General features: G+C 37.9%; 16 protein-coding genes and 1 tRNA gene. 10 read left to right on the forward strand and 7 right to left on the reverse strand.

Going from position 1 to position 16,810, the window contains the following annotated elements; all coding sequences use genetic code 11:
* The first annotated feature begins 83 nt into the window (after positions 1-83).
* Positions 84-1,457 (forward strand): NADP-dependent phosphogluconate dehydrogenase, encoded by a 1,374-nt coding sequence (gndA, locus tag PX700_RS13440; RefSeq protein WP_479520974.1) that lies wholly within the window; start codon positions 84-86, stop codon positions 1,455-1,457.
* Between the two features lie 69 nt (positions 1,458-1,526).
* On the opposite strand, the gene ansA is transcribed toward gndA, so the two are convergent.
* Together ansA and sppA are read right to left on the reverse strand one after the other, a co-directional pair.
* Positions 1,527-2,537 carry an asparaginase gene (gene ansA / locus PX700_RS13445; protein WP_197178740.1) on the reverse strand — a complete coding sequence of 337 codons (1,011 nt, stop codon included), beginning with the start codon at positions 2,535-2,537 and terminating at the stop codon, positions 1,527-1,529.
* Between the two features lie 82 nt (positions 2,538-2,619).
* On the reverse strand, positions 2,620-4,485 hold the full coding sequence (gene sppA / locus PX700_RS13450; protein WP_479520975.1) for a signal peptide peptidase SppA: 1,866 nt from the start codon (positions 4,483-4,485) through the stop codon (positions 2,620-2,622).
* A 219-nt stretch (positions 4,486-4,704) separates the two neighbouring features.
* Here sppA and PX700_RS13455 point away from each other — a divergent pair, with 219 nt between their 5' ends.
* The 7 genes from PX700_RS13455 to PX700_RS13485 all read left to right on the forward strand — a co-directional run bounded on the left by PX700_RS13455 (position 4,705) and on the right by PX700_RS13485 (position 10,056).
* Positions 4,705-6,666 (forward strand): oxidoreductase, encoded by a 1,962-nt coding sequence (locus PX700_RS13455; RefSeq protein WP_479520976.1) that lies wholly within the window; start codon positions 4,705-4,707, stop codon positions 6,664-6,666.
* Between the two features lie 91 nt (positions 6,667-6,757).
* Entirely contained in the window at positions 6,758-7,441 is a 684-nt protein-coding gene (locus PX700_RS13460; protein WP_479520977.1) for an HvfX family Cu-binding RiPP maturation protein, read from the forward strand.
* Positions 7,442-7,569: 128 nt separating this feature from the next.
* Positions 7,570-8,118, forward strand: coding sequence for an NAD(P)H nitroreductase (locus PX700_RS13465; protein WP_415635980.1), 549 nt, complete (start codon positions 7,570-7,572; stop codon positions 8,116-8,118).
* Positions 8,119-8,321: 203 nt separating this feature from the next.
* Positions 8,322-8,699 (forward strand): hypothetical protein, encoded by a 378-nt coding sequence (locus PX700_RS13470; RefSeq protein ID WP_197139600.1) that lies wholly within the window; start codon positions 8,322-8,324, stop codon positions 8,697-8,699.
* A gap of 136 nt (positions 8,700-8,835) precedes the next feature.
* Positions 8,836-8,926: transfer RNA gene (locus PX700_RS13475), tRNA-Ser, on the forward strand.
* A 53-nt stretch (positions 8,927-8,979) separates the two neighbouring features.
* Complete coding sequence (locus tag PX700_RS13480) at positions 8,980-9,366, forward strand: hypothetical protein (protein WP_479520978.1); 387 nt, start codon at positions 8,980-8,982, stop codon at positions 9,364-9,366.
* A gap of 69 nt (positions 9,367-9,435) precedes the next feature.
* Positions 9,436-10,056, forward strand: coding sequence for an FKBP-type peptidyl-prolyl cis-trans isomerase (locus PX700_RS13485; protein WP_479520979.1), 621 nt, complete (start codon positions 9,436-9,438; stop codon positions 10,054-10,056).
* Positions 10,057-10,371: 315 nt separating this feature from the next.
* Here PX700_RS13485 and PX700_RS13490 read toward each other — a convergent pair whose 3' ends face one another.
* Together PX700_RS13490 and PX700_RS13495 are read right to left on the reverse strand one after the other, a co-directional pair.
* Positions 10,372-12,750: a TonB-dependent receptor gene (locus tag PX700_RS13490; RefSeq protein WP_415635983.1), complete on the reverse strand. Its 2,379-nt coding sequence runs from the start codon at positions 12,748-12,750 to the stop codon at positions 10,372-10,374.
* A 203-nt stretch (positions 12,751-12,953) separates the two neighbouring features.
* The gene (locus PX700_RS13495) at positions 12,954-13,343 is read right to left on the reverse strand and encodes a YkgJ family cysteine cluster protein (RefSeq protein WP_415635984.1); all 390 of its coding nucleotides are present in this window, start codon (positions 13,341-13,343) and stop codon (positions 12,954-12,956) included.
* 276 nt (positions 13,344-13,619) lie between these two features.
* On the opposite strand from PX700_RS13495, the gene PX700_RS13500 reads away from it, so the two are divergent.
* Positions 13,620-13,799, forward strand: coding sequence for a hypothetical protein (locus PX700_RS13500; protein ID WP_024590142.1), 180 nt, complete (start codon positions 13,620-13,622; stop codon positions 13,797-13,799).
* 199 nt (positions 13,800-13,998) lie between these two features.
* Entirely contained in the window at positions 13,999-14,427 is a 429-nt protein-coding gene (locus PX700_RS13505; protein WP_197238233.1) for a tetratricopeptide repeat protein, read from the forward strand.
* 136 nt (positions 14,428-14,563) lie between these two features.
* Here PX700_RS13505 and PX700_RS13510 read toward each other — a convergent pair whose 3' ends face one another.
* From PX700_RS13510 to PX700_RS13520, 3 genes are all read right to left on the reverse strand, one after another.
* Positions 14,564-15,559 carry an alpha/beta fold hydrolase gene (locus PX700_RS13510; RefSeq protein ID WP_479520980.1) on the reverse strand — a complete coding sequence of 332 codons (996 nt, stop codon included), beginning with the start codon at positions 15,557-15,559 and terminating at the stop codon, positions 14,564-14,566.
* 164 nt (positions 15,560-15,723) lie between these two features.
* The gene (locus tag PX700_RS13515) at positions 15,724-16,071 is read right to left on the reverse strand and encodes a hypothetical protein (RefSeq protein ID WP_024590144.1); all 348 of its coding nucleotides are present in this window, start codon (positions 16,069-16,071) and stop codon (positions 15,724-15,726) included.
* Positions 16,072-16,124: 53 nt separating this feature from the next.
* The gene (locus PX700_RS13520) at positions 16,125-16,580 is read right to left on the reverse strand and encodes a hypothetical protein (protein ID WP_479520981.1); all 456 of its coding nucleotides are present in this window, start codon (positions 16,578-16,580) and stop codon (positions 16,125-16,127) included.
* Positions 16,581-16,810 lie beyond the last annotated feature (230 nt).

The raw sequence follows: 16,810 nt of genomic DNA on the forward strand, positions 1-16,810 counted from the left end.
TGCATGAGTATAATGCACGCGGTATTATTTAATTTATACACTGAATTTTCTACCCAAATAGTTGTTACCGAGGAGGACACTAAATGCAAGTTGCATTAGTAGGGTTAGGCGTTATGGGGAAAAATCTTGCCCTAAACTTGATTGAAAAAGGGATAACGCTCGTCGCTTATGACAAAAACCCACATGCGGGTGAAGAGTTACTAAGTTGTGCTAAATCTCAAGGCATGGCTGATAGGCTTCACATTGTTTCTGACTTAAGAGACATGGTTAGACGTTTAGAAGCACCTCGTTCTATTTTGTTACTTGTTCCTGCTGGCGAATTAGTTGATTCTGTTTGTAATGAACTAGTTGAAGCAGGCGTAGAGTGTAACGATATCATTGTTGATTGCGGTAACAGTAATTATAAAGATGGTATAACTCGCAAACTTAAATACCAAAATAAATTTGAATTTGCCACTATGGGCATTTCAGGTGGGGCAGAAGGCGCTCGCCACGGTCCTGCAATGATGGCAAGTGGCTCTGAAGGCGGTTGGGGTCGAATAGAACCTTGGTTCGAAAAAGCTGCAGCAAGCTTTAATGGCGAATCGTGCTTTGCACGTGTTGGTCAATCAGCCAGTGGACACTTTGTAAAAATGGTTCACAACGGTATTGAATATGCACTTATGCAACTTATTGCAGAAGTATATCAATTACTACGTATTGGCACAGGCCGTTCACCTAAAGAAGTTGCTGAGATATTTAATGACTGGTCAGAAGGTCAATTAAACAGCTACTTACTCTCTATTTCTAGTCATATATTGTCACTTGAAAATCATAATAATGTGCCGCTTGCAGACTTAATTGATAATAAAGTAGGTGCTAAAGGCACTGGCCTTTGGACTGCCCAAAATGCATTAGAGCTTGGCATTGCTGTGCCATCACTCGTTGCTGCTGTACAAGCTCGTCATTTAACTAATGCGTGTAATACAACAGCTGCACAAGAAATGTCATATGCGTCTAAATCAACTAACAATGTTGAAATTGATCTAGAAGAGCTAAAAGAGGCCTTCTTACTTTCAAGTTTACTTGCATACCGTCAAGGTTTAGCGCTAATTAAAGGTGCATCTCGTACTCACCAGTGGAAAGTGGATTTATCTAAAACGCTTCAAACATGGCGTGCGGGTTGTATTATTCGTGCTGACTACCTTGATAGTGTTGCACAAGGTGTTGAGTTTATTGATACCCTTGAAAAAGAGTCTAACTCTTTACGAAAAATTACCGGCCAAGCAATAATGACGGGTTTAGCATTTCCAGTATTGGGTGCTACACAAACGTATTTAGCAACATTAACGACACCGAGTAATGGGCATTTAGTACAAGCCCAGCGTGATTACTTTGGTGAGCATGGCGTAAAAACCCACAGTGGTGAAACATGCCATTTAACTGACCTAGTAGATATTGACGCTAAAGTTAGATAATAAACAGTTGTTTAAAACGATAAAGGCACGCTATTTAGCGTGCCTTTTGTATTTTTAGCTTTGCGAGATTTAACGGCTTAACTCACCACGTAAATTGTCTTGCATTAAATGACGAATCGTCTCGACCTCTAGCTTTTGGCTAAATAAATAATGCAATTTAGTTAAACAGGCCTCAAGGGTCATATCATACCCACTAATTACACCAATATTTAACAGCGCATTACCTGTAGCATAACCGCCCATGTTTACATGGCCTTTTAAGCACTGGGTTAAATTAACAATGACGACACCGCGCTTGCTTGCATCTTCAAGTATTGATAAAAAGTTAGGATCTTGCGGTGCATTACCCACACCAAAGCTAAGTAACACAAGCGCCTTAATACTACCATTAACTAAACTTTTAACCACTTCTTGACTAATACCAGGGTATAAATAAAGCACACCAATAGGTTGAGGTGTAATAGGGGTTACTTGAAGCTCGTTTTCAACATAAGGGCTAAGCTGGCCTTTAATAAGCTCAATGCTAATACCTGATAGCGCTAAAGGGTCAAGATTGGGTGAGGCGAATGCATTAAAACCATCAGCATGTGCTTTAGTTGCTCTATTACCTCTAAATAGCTGGTTATTAAAAAATAAGCTTACTTCAGCAATAGGGTAGTTGGCTGCTAAATACATTGCATTCAGAAGGTTTACTTGACCATCTGAGCGTAATTGAGAAAGCGGAATTTGCGAGCCAGTTACAATCACAGGTTTAGTTAAGTTTTCGAACATGAATGACAGGGCTGAGGCTGTATAGGCCATGGTATCGGTACCATGTAGGACTACAAAGCCGTCATAGTCTTGATATTTGCTTTTAATGTCATCAGCAATAAGTTGCCAATGCTCAGGAGACATATCTGATGAATCAATAAGCGGGCAATATTCATGAATATCAAATAAAGGCATTTCATCGCGGTTAAACTCTGCGTTATTAACGACTGTTTCTGTTAAAAAACCTTCAGCTGGAATATAGCCTCGGCTCGATTTTTTCATCCCTATAGTACCGCCAGTATAAGCGATATAAATGCGTTTACGTTTCATAAAAAAAGCCCAGTAAAAAAACTGGGCTTAGTATAACGTTAAGTAACTTTAAATACAGCTACTTAGAGTAGTAGATGCACTTTTATTGTGCAACATTACATACTAAACAACGAGCATATACACCTTGTGGATCGTTGTAATCTTTAAGGTTTTCTACTTCAGTGCTTAATTGGTTAATAACGCTTTGCAAGTTAGCTTGCGTTGCTAACACTGATGTTTTTTGTGTTTGTAAACCAAGCATCGATTTAATAGACGCGTTACCAAAAATGTCTTGAATCATTTTTTCTTGCGGGCTTAAATCTTGTTTAATAGTTTTAATTTCATAATGATTTAGTTTAGCAAGTGCAGCAGCGGCTTCAATCGCATCTTGTTTGTCGCCTAGCTTATCAACTAAACCAAGTTCTTGCGCTTGAGATGCTATCCAAACACGACCTTGGGCAATTTTATCAACTTGCTCAGGTGTCATATTACGCGCATCAGCGACAACATTTAAAAAGCGACCGTATGCTTCTTCAACACTCATTTGAATTACTTCACCCATTTTTTCGTTAAGCGGGCGAGTGATAGAAAAACCAGCCATTTCGGTTGTTGCAACGCCATCTGAATAAACACCAATTTTAGATAAAGTCTTTTCAAATGTCATAAACGTACCAAACACACCAATTGAACCTGTAATCGTACTCGGTGCTGCCCAAATTTCGTTTGCAGCAGAAGCAATCCAATAACCACCCGATGCAGCCACAGAGCTCATAGATGCAATAACGGGCTTACCAGCAGCTTTAAGTGCTAATACTTCTGCACGAATAACTTCAGAGGCAAACATACTACCGCCACCTGAATCTATACGTAGTACAACCGCTTTAACTTTGTCATCAAGGCGTGCTTTACGAAGAAGGGCTGCAGTAGAATCGCCACCAATTTCACCGGCTTTACGCTCACCATCAACAATCGTACCTTTAGCAACAACAACGGCTACTTTTTCAGTAATAGGATTATCAAATTCAATAGGAGGTTTAACCAAGCTTAAGTATTCACGAAATGAAACTTGCTTAAATGTTTTGCCATCTTCTTGTGCGCCAACTAAATCAATTAACTGTTTGCGAACTTGTTGATTTGTTTTTAAAGAATCAACCCACTGGTGATCAAGTGCATATTTACCTGCATCGCCATCGGCAGCTTTCATTTTCTCAAGATATACGTCCATTGTTTCGTCAAAGTTTGACTCATCAAACGGGCGAACAGCGGCAACATCTTGTTTGTATTCACTCCAAAGTGCGCCTAACCAAACGCGATTAGCTTCTTTAGCTGCATCAGACATGTCGTTACGAATAAAAGGTTCTACCGCTGACTTAAATGTACCAACACGGAAAATATGCTGCGTTACTTCAAGCTTTTCAAGAGCATCTTTAAAGTAAAGTGGGTACATGCCATAACCTTCAATACCTACGCTACCGTATGGGTGCATAGCTATTTCATCAGCATGTGATGCAATATAATATTGTGCTTGAGTAAAGTAATAACCTGATGCAATTACTTTTTTACCTGCTTGTTTGAATGAATCAATAGCATTAGTAATTTGCTTGAGCTTATTTAAATGCGCTTTAGGCATTTCTTGTAAATCAAGCAGAATCACCGTAATGCGATCGTCTTTAGTCGCTTCGTTTATTACTTCAACAATATCGTCGAGTAAAATTTCGCTTGGCGCTTCAGAACCAGAAGTAGCATCGCTAATTGCAGCTTCGACTGGATCTATATAAGTTTTTTCCTCAACAATAGGGCCATTAAGGTTTAGCCTAAGCACAGAGCCATTTTCTACAATTATTTTATCGTCGTCACTTGAAAGCGAAACGAAAAAAACGATGACCAGTAATAAAAACAGAATGTTGAGTATTAAACGGCGTGAAAAGTTGATTCCAGCCCAAATACCTTTAAATACCTTTGCTATCAAAATAGCTCCTTAATTTGGTACAGTTAATACATTAGTTCCATCTTAGCCTAGAATAAAAATAAATTTAACTGCTAAATCGTAACGAAGTGTTTATGAGATAGTATTAGCACATGTTTTTACAGCTATTTTTAATTAAATGAAGGCAAATATTGCTTATTGCTTGCCATTAAAGCAGAATTAGCTAATGTATACAGGTTAGACCAGTTAACGGGGCACAGGATGTTAGAACAACAATTACAATTAAAACACACACAATTACGTAACCGCTTAGTCATGGGCTCAATGCATACGGGCCTTGAAGAAGGCTGGCATAACCGCAAGCGCTTGCGTGCTTTTTATGAAGCGCGTGCTAAAGGTGGCACTGCTATGTTAATTACGGGCGGATACAGCCCAAATTTACGTGGCAAGTTAACACCTATTTCATCTTCATTTAATAGCTATTACGATGTATTTAAACATCGCGCGTACACAGATGCGGTGCATAAGCACGGCGGGAAAATTTGTTTGCAACTATTACATGCAGGTCGCTATGCATACCATCCATTTAACCAAGCACCAAGTGCAATAAAAGCACCTATTAATCCTTATAAACCTAAAGCGATGTCACTTAGCTCTATTAAAAAAACAATTAAAGACTTTGCGCATTCTGCCTATATGGCAGAAAAAGCCGGCTACGATGGCGTAGAAGTGATGGGTTCTGAAGGTTATTTGATTAATGAGTTTATGGCGCCACATACGAATAAACGTGAAGATGAGTTTGGTGGCAGCCTAGAAAACAGAATGCGACTTGCGCTTGAAATAGTAAAAGCGGTAAGGGCAAAAGTATCTGAACAATTTTTAATTATCTTTAGATTATCGATCATTGATTTAATTCCTAATGGCTCAACACCCGATGAAGTAACTATTCAAGCAACTGAACTTGAAAAAGCGGGCGTTGATATTTTTAACACTGGCATTGGTTGGCACGAAGCACGTGTACCGACTATTGCGAGTATGGTGCCGCCAGGTGCATTTAAAGAAGCATCTAAACGTTTAAAAGACGTGGTGAGCGTGCCAGTTATTGCTGTTAACCGAATTAATACGCCAGACATTGCTAATGATATTTTAAATGCAGGCGAGGCCGACTTAATTTCAATGGCTCGCCCATTACTTGCCGATCCTGAGTTCTTTAATAAATACGCGAATGATCAGTCTAAGCAAATTAATATCTGTATTGGCTGTAACCAAGGTTGTTTAGACCATGTATTTAAAAATAAACGTGCTACGTGTTTAGTTAATCCACAAGCTGCATTTGAGCTAGATTACCCGTTAGAACAAGCTACCAAAGCTAAAAATGTATTAGTAGTTGGTGCGGGTCCTGCGGGTTTATCGGCAAGTTGCTACTTGGCTCAAAAAGGGTATAAGGTCACGTTAATCGATCAAAAGTCACAAATGGGTGGTCAGTTTAATTTAGCCATGCAAATACCGGGTAAAGAAGACTTTAACCATACCCTTACTTACTTCACTAATGAACTTGAGCGATTAAAAGTAACAGTAGAGCTTGGTAAAGCTTATGACGATTCAATGCTTAAAAACTATGACGATATCGTATTTGCAACAGGCGTACGCCCCCGTGAAGCATCAATTAAATGTAGCGATGATAAGCGTGTGTTTGCTTATGATGAAGTTATACGCGGCGAAGTAGAGCTGGGTAAATCGATTGCTATTTTAGGGGCCGGCGGTATTGGTTTTGATATGGTTGCGTTTTTAAGTGAGCATAAATCACAAACAATTAGCGACTTTAAATCGCAATGGGGCATTGAGTGTGAACCTCAACCGCATAAAGACGAACGTCAATTATATATGTTAAAACGCAGTGCGGGACGTTTTGGTAGTGAGCTTGGTAAAACAACCGGTTGGATACATCGTCAAGTTGCTAAGCAGCATGGCGTTAAACAAATTGCTGATTGCCAATACCAAAGCTTTGATAAAAATGGGCTAACTATTAATGTTGCTGGCGAAACTCAAGTGCTGCCAGTAGACACTGTTATTGCCTGTATTGGTCAGGTTTCTAACAACGAAGTGCTAGAAAATCATACAGATAATGCAAAGGTACATGTTATAGGCGGAGCTAAACTAGCTGCTGCTATTGATGCTAAACGCGCTATTTTTGAAGCTCTTCAGGTTGCTAGAAGTATTTAACCTTTGTAAATAAATTGAAATAGTTTATCAATTCATGCGGTCTTTGCTGTTTATAGTCTATAACTTAATAAACATTGAACACAGGATACGCATGAATAAACTAATCAATATTTATAATATAGCATTGAGTAAGTTATCATTTTTAGATGGTTTACCCGCTTTACTATTTCGCCTGATTTTAGCCCCAGTAATGATTATAGCGGGTTATAATAAACTCTCTATAAGCGGTGAAACAGAAGGCTTTTTTGATAACTTTCTAGCATCGCCTGATGTAGTTCAGTGGTTTGGTAATAGTGAATGGGGTTTAGGATTACCGTTTCCAGACTTACTGGCCTTTTTAGCTGGTTGGAGTGAATTTTTAGGAGGTTGGTTTTTATTACTTGGCCTTTTAACTCGCTTGGTCAGTATCCCACTTATGTTCACAATGGTTGTCGCTGCAACCTCAGTGCATTGGCATAATGGTTGGTTTGCAATAGCACCAACTAATCCAGAAACAAGTGCTGCGCAAGTACTCGACTGGTTATCAATTCCCGGTGCTAAAGAAAGCCTCGAAAATTCATTAGAAGTACAAGACCGTATAGGAAAAATCCGTGGCTTAGTTGAAGAGCATGGCTTTCCTGATTATCTCTACGAAAAAGGCAAACCATCTATTTTAAATAATGGTATAGAGTTTTCTGCAATATACTTTGCGATGCTCCTTAGCTTATTTTTTATGGGAGGAGGTCGCTTTGTTAGCATCGACTTCTGGTTAAAGCGAAATATTTTAAATCACTAGCGCTAAACCTACTTTAAGAAAGGCCGCATAGATTAATTTTATGCGGCCGTTTTGCATTTTAATTTCTCGGTATTTATGTTTTAAGCTTTTAAATGTTACTCTAGCGTTTTGAATTTTGAGGAATCGTTATGAACGCTATCGAGCTTTTACTTACCCGACAATCAGACTCTAAACTAACTTCGCCGGGCCCTACGCCTGAGCAGCTCGACATAATTAAGCAAGCAGCATTACGCGTTCCCGATCATGGTTGTATTGCCCCGTGGCAGTTTATAATTGCCCAAGGTGAGGCGCGTAATAAATTGGGTGATATTTATCATCAAAGTGCAGTAGCTGAGCAACAAGCAGAAAAAGTAATTAACCGTGCTAAAGAGCTTCCCCTTCGTGCACCTATGATTGTCATAGCGATTGCTAAATATCAAGAACACCCAAAAGTTCCTCGTATTGAACAAGTACAAAGTGCAGGATGCAGTGTGCTTGCAATGCAACAAGCTGCATTTGCCCAAGGGTTAGGCGGCATTTGGCGCACAGGCTACTTTGCACAAAGTCCAGCAGTTAAAAAAGCGCTTAACTTACATGAGCAAGATGAAATAGTAGGATATTTATATATAGGTACACCGGAAGTGGACTGTAAGAAGTCGCCTCGCCACAAGCCTGAGCATTATTTTAGTAATTTGTGAAATAGTATGAACTTTATACAACCTGCATAGTCATAATTCATTAAGGTTACGAATAGTAGCATAAAAGAGTTAGTGATTTGGCTGTGAGAAGCGCTTGGAAGCACAATAGTTAATAATTCTTCTTCAGTTTGTTTTTTAATCGGTTGTTTTTTGATACATTATGGAAAGTCTTAATAAAAATAACGATAAAGAAGACGAAAACAATGGGAAATTTATTTTTACAAGAAAAAGAGAATTGGCTAGCGTGGTCGATTTGGGGAATCATTGGTGCTTTTGTAACACTGTATGTTGCAATGAATACAAATGCATCGCACTTTATAGCAGGCTCTGCGATCGGTATGCTGGTGTTGCTCACTGTTTGGATGCAACAGACCAAGCGTTTTGATTTTGGCCGTGCATTTAAAATATGCTGCTATGTTTTACTACTTAGCATACTACCTGCTTTTATGTTTGTGGTTGTGCCAAGCGATGATTTAAATCGATTTGATTTAATTTTTCAAAGCGTAACATTCACAGCATTGAGTTTATTAGCATGTTTAATTTGTTCTTGGATTGCGCGCAGACCAAAACAATATTATTAAACGAATAAATTTGTAACTTTTTTAGCGTAACAAAAGAGCAAAGTGATTTGTTTTTAATCGATTAACTAATATTTACGATTAATTTATATTTAGCGCTTTACAAGTAACACGTTTAACCATATTATTCGCGCCGTGCGGAGAGATGGCAGAGTGGTCGAATGCACCGGTCTTGAAAACCGGCATGGGTTTATAGCCCATCTAGGGTTCAAATCCCTATCTCTCCACCATTATTTAAAAAAACCGCCTTATGGGCGGTTTTTTGCTTTGTGGAGTTTAGTAAGTGACAAAAGCAACAAACCTTTCAACCTCGCAGCAATTAATAAAGCATCTTTTATTATGGACTGTGTTTGGTTACTGCTACCAAAGTGCCATTACTTTATTAGTCAAAATGGCGAGTGACGCACAACCAGAAAATTCCTTCATTACCGCTTTAGTTTATTGTGTGGGCTTTAATATTTTAGCTGCTCATCTCATTACCAAATACGACAAAGATTGGCCGGTAATTGGTTCTATTTTTATTGGTTGTATAGGACTCCTTGGCATACCCTATTTACTGTTTGGTGAGTCAGGATTACTAGCGATTCCTTTACTTGCTGGAATTTTATTCAGTTTACCGCTTTGTAGCTACATTGTTGGCCTAATTAAGGTGAAACTCAGCAAAAACTAGCCCCAAACACGGTTTATTTTGTGATAGCATATATGTGTCTTTTAACTAACAAAACGTGAAAAACACATTATGTCAGATAATTTTACTACAGATGCTGAAAAAGCAAGTTACGGTATTGGCTTACAAATGGGTGAGCAACTTAAGTCTAATCCTTTTGAAGGCTTAAACCTAAATTCAGTATTTGAAGGCATGAAAGATGCGTACGCTGGTAGCGCTTTTCAAGTTGAGCTCCCTGAGATCCAAGCTGCATTCGAAAAAATTAACGAAGAGATTCAAGCTCGTCGTGAAGAAGAGTCAAAAGTACTTTCTGCTGAAGGTATTGCATTCTTAGAAGAAAACGCAAAACGTCCTGAAATCACAGTAACTGAGTCTGGTCTTCAATATGAAGTACTAGCAACTGGCGAAGGCGAAAAGCCGACTGCTGAGTCTACAGTACGTGTTGATTACCACGGTACATTAGTAAACGGTACTGTTTTTGATAGCTCATACGAGCGCGGTCAACCTGCTGAATTCCCAGTTGGTGGCGTAATCAAAGGTTGGACTGAAGCATTACAAATGATGCCTGTAGGTACTAAATGGCGTATTTACGTTCCTCATGAGCTTGCTTATGGTGAACGTGGCGCAGGTGCTGCAATTGCACCTTTCTCAACGCTTGTATTTGACGTTGAGTTACACGAAATCCTTTCTTAATTTAACTATTAATTAAGAATTTGAAAAGCCGTGTTCAATTTGAACGCGGCTTTTTTGTGTCTGCAATTTAAGAGCTTTATCTATTCTAAAAATAAAAAACCGCATTAATAAAATACGGTTTTTAAATATATAAACTAAAGAGCTTGTTATACCAACCTGCATAAATCTTTGATCAATTTAACGAATTAAATTGCACTATAACGTCGTTAAAAATTTTTTATTTAGAGCAACTAGATACAAAAATTTTTGCCTAGTTCTAGCGTAATTTTCTTAACGTTAAATAGACCCCATATATAAGCAGATTGGTATTAGCTATTAAAAGTAGCCACGGATACCAAATCGAAAGTTTCTACCAGGTAACGGTGCTTTATCTTTAATAAACGAGCTATGTACAAAACCTAACTCGTCGGTAATGTTATCTACATTTATATAAAGTTGCGCATCTACTGCACCTAAACCTAGTTGGTAATTAGCTTGTGCGTCAAATAACGTATAACCATCGGTTTGTGTTTCAAACGCTGTTACATCGTTTTGATCAAAGTAATGAGTACCTGTAAGGGTTAGTTGTAAATCACCTAAATCATACTGTAGCTCCGAGCCTAATTTATTGGCTGGGATACGTGGTAGGTTGCCTTCATCATCTTTAAGTTTTGCACGAGTTGAGTCACCAAATACTTTAACCATAGCGCTTGATGTAATTTGATAGTGAGCATCAAATTCAATACCATATAGTTCTGCATCTTTGCTGGTAAACTGATAAACCGCAACAGCATCGTCATGTGCACCAATTGCTGACTCTAAACCGTCTTCTTCATCGTAAACTAAACCTGTATTTTCTTGGAAATAAAAGTTCTTAATATCGTTATAGAAAAAGTTAACCGTGTAACCAAAGTCGCCGCTAAAGCGTCTAAAGCTTAAATCTAGGTTTGTTGAAGTTTCTTGCTTGATATTCTCTGGCTCAAAATGTGCTTCATTACCCTCAATGTTATAACCAAGGCCAAGTTCATAAGTACCTGTTGCAATGTGTAAACCGTTAGATAAAAGCTCTGCAGAAAGCGGAGCACGCTCTGAATGAGAAATACTTGTCGCAATACTATGACCCGGTTTGTACTGCCATATAGCTCCCGCTGATACGCTTAAATTAGTAAAGCTTTTACTGTAACCAAGCGTTTCTTCGTCGTGTTCTTCCTCAGCTTCGTCATGGTCGTGATCATGACCATGCTCAGCTTCTGAAATTTGACTTTCTATTTTGTAATCTTCAATACGCGCACCAAGTTCAACAGTTACATCACCAAATTCACGCTCTTCTAATAAATAAAGTGCATTAGTTGTCGTTACACTTGCTGGTGTAAATGCTTCTTCACCAATTGCATCATAATCAGAGTCGCTATAGTGATAGCCAACCATACCATGCCAATCAGCAAATTTATGTTCTACATTTAAGCGTGCTTCGGTGGTTTTATTGGTAAAAGTTGTGCCAATAGCACCGTCTTCAATTTCGCTATGCGAGTAATCGGTATAGCCAACACGTAGGTTGATGGTTTCAATCCAATTGTTATGCAGTGCATAGCTTATCAAGCCCTGCCAACGGTCTTGCTCTAAATGTGCATAAACGGCTTCTTCTGCTTCTTCATCTTCATGCTCTTCGTGTTCTTCTTCAGTTTCGCCTTCATGCTCGTGGTGATGCTCATGTCCCGGAATTCCGTAATCGGTATCAATGCTACCGTAAGAAAAACCAACCGTTAGGTGCTCTCCAACATAACTAGTACCAAAGTTAAGCGTTTCGCTATCAATAAAGGTGTTCTCTACTGAATCTTCTTTTTCAACATCGCCATCATCATCGGTGATAGTAAAATTTGGTGTTTGGTAGTCATCACCGCTGCGTTTTGTACCATCAAAATGAAAGTTAAAGCCTTCATTACCAGTTTCAAGTTTTGCAGCAACTGTGTTTGCGTTAGATACAGTGTCGTGGCTGTATTCAGCCGCGCCTGTTAAATCGTCAATATTGCTAGTAGGAATGCGGTTATCAACCACATTTACCACACCACCAATAGCGCCAGAGCCATAAAGTAGGGTGCTTGGACCGCGCAGGACTTCAATTTGCTCTGCAGCTAAACTATCGCTTGAAGTTGCATGATCAGGGCCAATGCGCGATGCATCGCTGGCATCTAAACCGTTTTGCGTAATTTTAACGCGAGGGCCATCTAAACCACGAATAATTGGGCTTGATGATACAGGGCCAAAGTAACTAGCATTTACGCCTGGTAAACCTTTGAGTGTTTCACCAAGTGTTGGTTTAGATTTATTTCTTAGTTCATCACCTGAAAGCACACTTACGGGAGAAATCATTTCTAGGCTGTTTTTATGAAGTGCAGAAGCGTAAACAACCACAGTTTCAACCGATGTTGGCTCAAGTGATACAGCTAGGTTTTTTGAGGCCTCAGTAACAGCAATTCGAGAGTCGATATAATTGTCTTTACTGATGTGTAATTGACTTGCTGAGTCTACTTCAATTGCAAATTCACCAAGCTCATTACTTTTAACGCCTTGAGTTTTTCCATGTATATGAATAGTTGCATTTTTAATTGGTTGATTTTTGTCATCCATTACTTTGCCAGTAACAGTTGCAGCCAAAGCTGATTGAGAACATAAAACAGAAAAAATAGCGGAGGAGATTAATGTTAACTTTGTCATGGATATATTGGTTCGTGGTTATTATGTTGTGATATAATATAACACCGCAAAATTGACGAATCAACAATGTTATACTATAACTTTGTATTTTGCGATGAATAACCTAAAAATGATGATTAAGCCATATAATACAAATCTAGATTTATAGGTTTCTGAATCTAAAATGCCAGTTTATCAAATAACGCTCGACGGTAACGATGTATTTAAGAGCGGCTATCTATCATTATCACGTCAAGTTTATGCTGTGCTCTTGTCTGGTTTATTATATCGACGGGCTCTATCATTTCACACTCATCTCTAATCATTTCAGGGATGAGGCTAGGGTAGTGGCGACAGTCCTCAGGTCGGTCGAGGTAGATACTGCAGGTATACATATTTTTAGCGAGAGGGTCTTTTTTAGGGGCAATTTCTAAAAATGGGCAAGCATCTAGCCTTAGTCCTGTTTCAGGATCGAACCAAATCTCATTGTTTTTAACGTATTCATAAATTTCGGGATTAAAAAGCTCCCATAAATCTATTTCTTCTTTTGATGCGCTTAAATCGCCGCCGCCGTATTTAATACAGCATTTACCACACTGGTTACATTCTTTCATAATTTAGTTGGCTGTTAACGAGTTTAAGTTAGCTTCTAGTGTAGCACCAAATTTATTATTAACGCTCTACTGAATTTACCCATCCTTTAATTTTTGTGTGTGTAAACAATAGTTAGATACAATAACTTAAGTTAAAACCCCTTGTTACATTTTATATAGTACAGGCTTTATTTAATGGTTTACTCTAAAGGTAGCGAAAAATGTTACAAACCCCGCTTGAGCAACTGTGTGATTGTTAAATGTTGCTGAGCGCAGATACCTAAGCAGGGCGTTATTATGAAAGAGGCTGTCACTAAGTTAAAAACAGAATTTAATGCAAAGTTATTGTATTGGAACAATCTTAAAAGTAGCAAAGCTAAAGCGGCAATCATCCTATTATTTTCAGTTGTCATTGCACTTAAAGTGTTTACGACCATTTTTACGTTGGATTGGGTTGCAAGTTTATTCAGCGTGTAAGTTTACCAAGAGTAATTGCGATAAAGTTTAATCACAGAGTGTTTAACGCCTACGCGATGTTCATTATTAATGTATTATTACGCTATACACCAAATTAAATAAATCAGTTGTTTAAATACGTTTTATAATGACTGTAATGATACATTTTAGCTAAATTGAGTGAGTAAATGAGTTTAGCTGCATTAAAGGATAACCAGTGATGATGAATACAAAAGTATATAAAGCGGTACATGATCTAGCAGAAGATTTAATGGCGGCAGCTAATAAAAATAACCGTGAAAAGTTTGAATCGTTATTTGCAGAGCTAAAAGCTATTTGTATCGAAAATGAAAACACATCAAAAGATCACCCTGTACAATGGGAAACCCTAGCTGATTTTACCGAAGAGCTAGAGGAGGCAATCACTACTTATGAAAAAGCACTAGAGAAGTCGGTTGCGATTAATAACAAAGATCATATGTCGTCGGTTTCTTTTTCAATGGCTACGTTACAACTAGAGCTTGGTCAAAAAGACGAGGCTATTAAAAATCTTCAAAACGCTAAAGTTAGCGCTAATAAAATTGAAGACAAAGAGCTTAAAGCTGAAATACACGACCTACTAGAGTCACTTATTGAAGAAGAAGGTTAAATACATAAAAGTATAACTTATCCATATTAAATGTGATTTTTGTGGGTTTTTCTTGAACTTAATAAAGCGCTGATGGTTTATGCCCTCAGCGCTTTTTTATGTTCGCTATAAATACTAAGCCAAAAGAATAGGCTTACTATTGAGCTAGCTTACTCATAAAATCGACAATGTATTTTGCAATTTCTACTGGTTTTTCTTCAACACTAAAGTGCCCTGAATCGAGTAAATGCAGTTCAGCGTTTGGTACATCTTTTAAATACGCTTTAGCGCCTGCGGCTATAAATGCTGGATCGTTTTTACCCCATACAATTAACGTAGGTGGCTGATACTTTCTTAAATATGCTTGCCATTTGGGGTAGTCGAGAAGGTTGTTGTAGTAATCTTGTAGTAGCTGTACTTGAATTAATCGATCAGTTTTAGTTTGTAAAAAATGAAGGTCGTGAGTCCAGCTATCTGGGTTCATTATTTGAGTATTATTTTGCACATCGCGTAAGTATTGTTTATTAATAATGGCTTGCTCTGAAGTAAATGAATACAGCTTAGCTTGTTGTGCTTTGGATTTATCTTGATTAGCTGTTTTAAAAAATGTTTGCCTAGCAGGAGTTAAACCTTCTAAATATGCATTACCATTTTGTACGATTAATGCATCGAGTTTATTTGGGTTATTTAACAGCATTCTAAAGCCTACTGGTGCGCCAAAGTCTTGTATATAAAGGCTATAACTATTTATATCAAGTGTATCAAGTAACCCATCTACATATTTAGCAAGTAGATCAAATGTATATTTTTGTTTATCAGAAGTTGGCTTATCGCTATATCCCGAGCCTAAATAATCGGGTGCTATTACATGATAGCGGCCAGACAAAAGAGGAATTAGCTCACGGTAACTATGTGACGACGATGGATAACCATGCAATAAAACAATTGTTTGTTCATGTTGCTTGCCAGCTTCTCGATAAAATATTTTTTTACCATTTACGTTTGCATATTTGTAAGTGGTTTTTGAGGGCCATACAGCATCAGCAGCATATACCTGAGCGGTAAGCGTAGACATAGAAACTAATAAAAACACAATAAATGAGACGATGTGAGCAGGTTTTACTTTAAGGCTTTTTTGTATATCTAGGTGCATTAGTAAACTCGTTATTTTTGGTAATGACGCTCTATTAATTTACCAGACCTGTTATTTACACATTTATATTCAGATAATAACGTTGTAGTTTCACAGCAAAGAAGTGTACAGCAGGAGTAAGTGCAGCTTTGGGCCTTACAAGATACTGATGAGCCAATAGTGGGCTAGGGCGTTAGCTCTTTATTGGCCGCTTTTTTGTATTTGAAATAGCTTATTAAATAAACGGCTATTGGAATCGTTGGGCTTAAAAATATGTGAGGATGAAAATAGATACCACGTTCGTCATATAGAAACACATATAACACGACCGCAAACGTTGAAGGTAAGGGGAAGATGATTGCACCGTGCCCAACAGCAGCAAATAGTGTCCACGAGAAAACACTAGGCCAAAGCACTGCTCTGATGTAAGCACCTTTATTAGTCGCTTTAGCCTTTTTAGCGTAATTACGTGAAACAAAATAAGATATTACCGTTGGAAACAAAGTTAAAATAATACTTAGCAGTATAAGCATAGTGATTCAATTCCTTTTGATATTATTTGCATAACCCAGTTTTTCACAATGTGTTAATTGGTTTGAGTTAATACCGTTTTTAAAGCAGCAATTTGCTTAATTTCATCAGCTGTTAATGCTTGATATAACCTAGGATATGACCAGCCATAGCCCCATCTAAACGTGGTTGGTATAAAAGGGCTTCCACCAATACGTACCCCAGCAAGCATTAAATTTGCTATATTTGTTTCGCCCACATCAGCAACACAATGCTGTAATACTTTATCGGCTTTTAAACGTTCCTCATACGTACCGCCTTGCCAGTAGGCATAGTCATGAGCTGTGCAGCACGCTAACCACAGCTTTTTATGTTGTATAGTGCCATCAGGAAACGAGCTACACCCATCTGATGTAAACGGTTTTATATTTTCAGCATTCGCTGCATTAGAAAGTAAAATTAGTAAAAGGCTTGCACATAAACGCATTGTTTTAATACTCAAATTTACGTATGTGAGACTAAATTTAGACATACGTTATTTAGTGACGATTTTAGTTACAAATAATAACATTTATTTAAGCATAAAAAAGACGTCTAACTATCTAAAGAGTATATATTCACTGTTGAAATTATTAGTCGCTTTAGGCTAAGTCATTTTAATTTTATGTGTTTACTTTTTATCAGTTATCAATACGGGCTGCCTGAAAATTAAATCTAGGGATAATTAACTCTTAAATATTAAAAAAAGAGATTCGTTAATTT

This window comes from Pseudoalteromonas sp. TP27 (assembly GCF_056470645.1).

Coding starts and splice junctions, on each gene's coding strand:
- gndA (WP_479520974.1), top strand. CDS start 84: ATGCAAGTTGCATTAGTAGGGTTAGGCGTTATGGGGAAAAATCTTGCC.
- ansA (WP_197178740.1), bottom strand. CDS start 2,537: ATGAAACGTAAACGCATTTATATCGCTTATACTGGCGGTACTATAGGG.
- PX700_RS13455 (WP_479520976.1), top strand. CDS start 4,705: ATGTTAGAACAACAATTACAATTAAAACACACACAATTACGTAACCGC.
- PX700_RS13460 (WP_479520977.1), top strand. CDS start 6,758: ATGAATAAACTAATCAATATTTATAATATAGCATTGAGTAAGTTATCA.
- PX700_RS13465 (WP_415635980.1), top strand. CDS start 7,570: ATGAACGCTATCGAGCTTTTACTTACCCGACAATCAGACTCTAAACTA.
- PX700_RS13470 (WP_197139600.1), top strand. CDS start 8,322: ATGGGAAATTTATTTTTACAAGAAAAAGAGAATTGGCTAGCGTGGTCG.
- PX700_RS13485 (WP_479520979.1), top strand. CDS start 9,436: ATGTCAGATAATTTTACTACAGATGCTGAAAAAGCAAGTTACGGTATT.
- PX700_RS13490 (WP_415635983.1), bottom strand. CDS start 12,750: ATGACAAAGTTAACATTAATCTCCTCCGCTATTTTTTCTGTTTTATGT.
- PX700_RS13495 (WP_415635984.1), bottom strand. CDS start 13,343: ATGAAAGAATGTAACCAGTGTGGTAAATGCTGTATTAAATACGGCGGC.
- PX700_RS13500 (WP_024590142.1), top strand. CDS start 13,620: ATGAAAGAGGCTGTCACTAAGTTAAAAACAGAATTTAATGCAAAGTTA.
- PX700_RS13505 (WP_197238233.1), top strand. CDS start 13,999: ATGATGAATACAAAAGTATATAAAGCGGTACATGATCTAGCAGAAGAT.
- PX700_RS13510 (WP_479520980.1), bottom strand. CDS start 15,559: ATGCACCTAGATATACAAAAAAGCCTTAAAGTAAAACCTGCTCACATC.
- PX700_RS13515 (WP_024590144.1), bottom strand. CDS start 16,071: ATGCTTATACTGCTAAGTATTATTTTAACTTTGTTTCCAACGGTAATA.
- PX700_RS13520 (WP_479520981.1), bottom strand. CDS start 16,580: ATGTCTAAATTTAGTCTCACATACGTAAATTTGAGTATTAAAACAATG.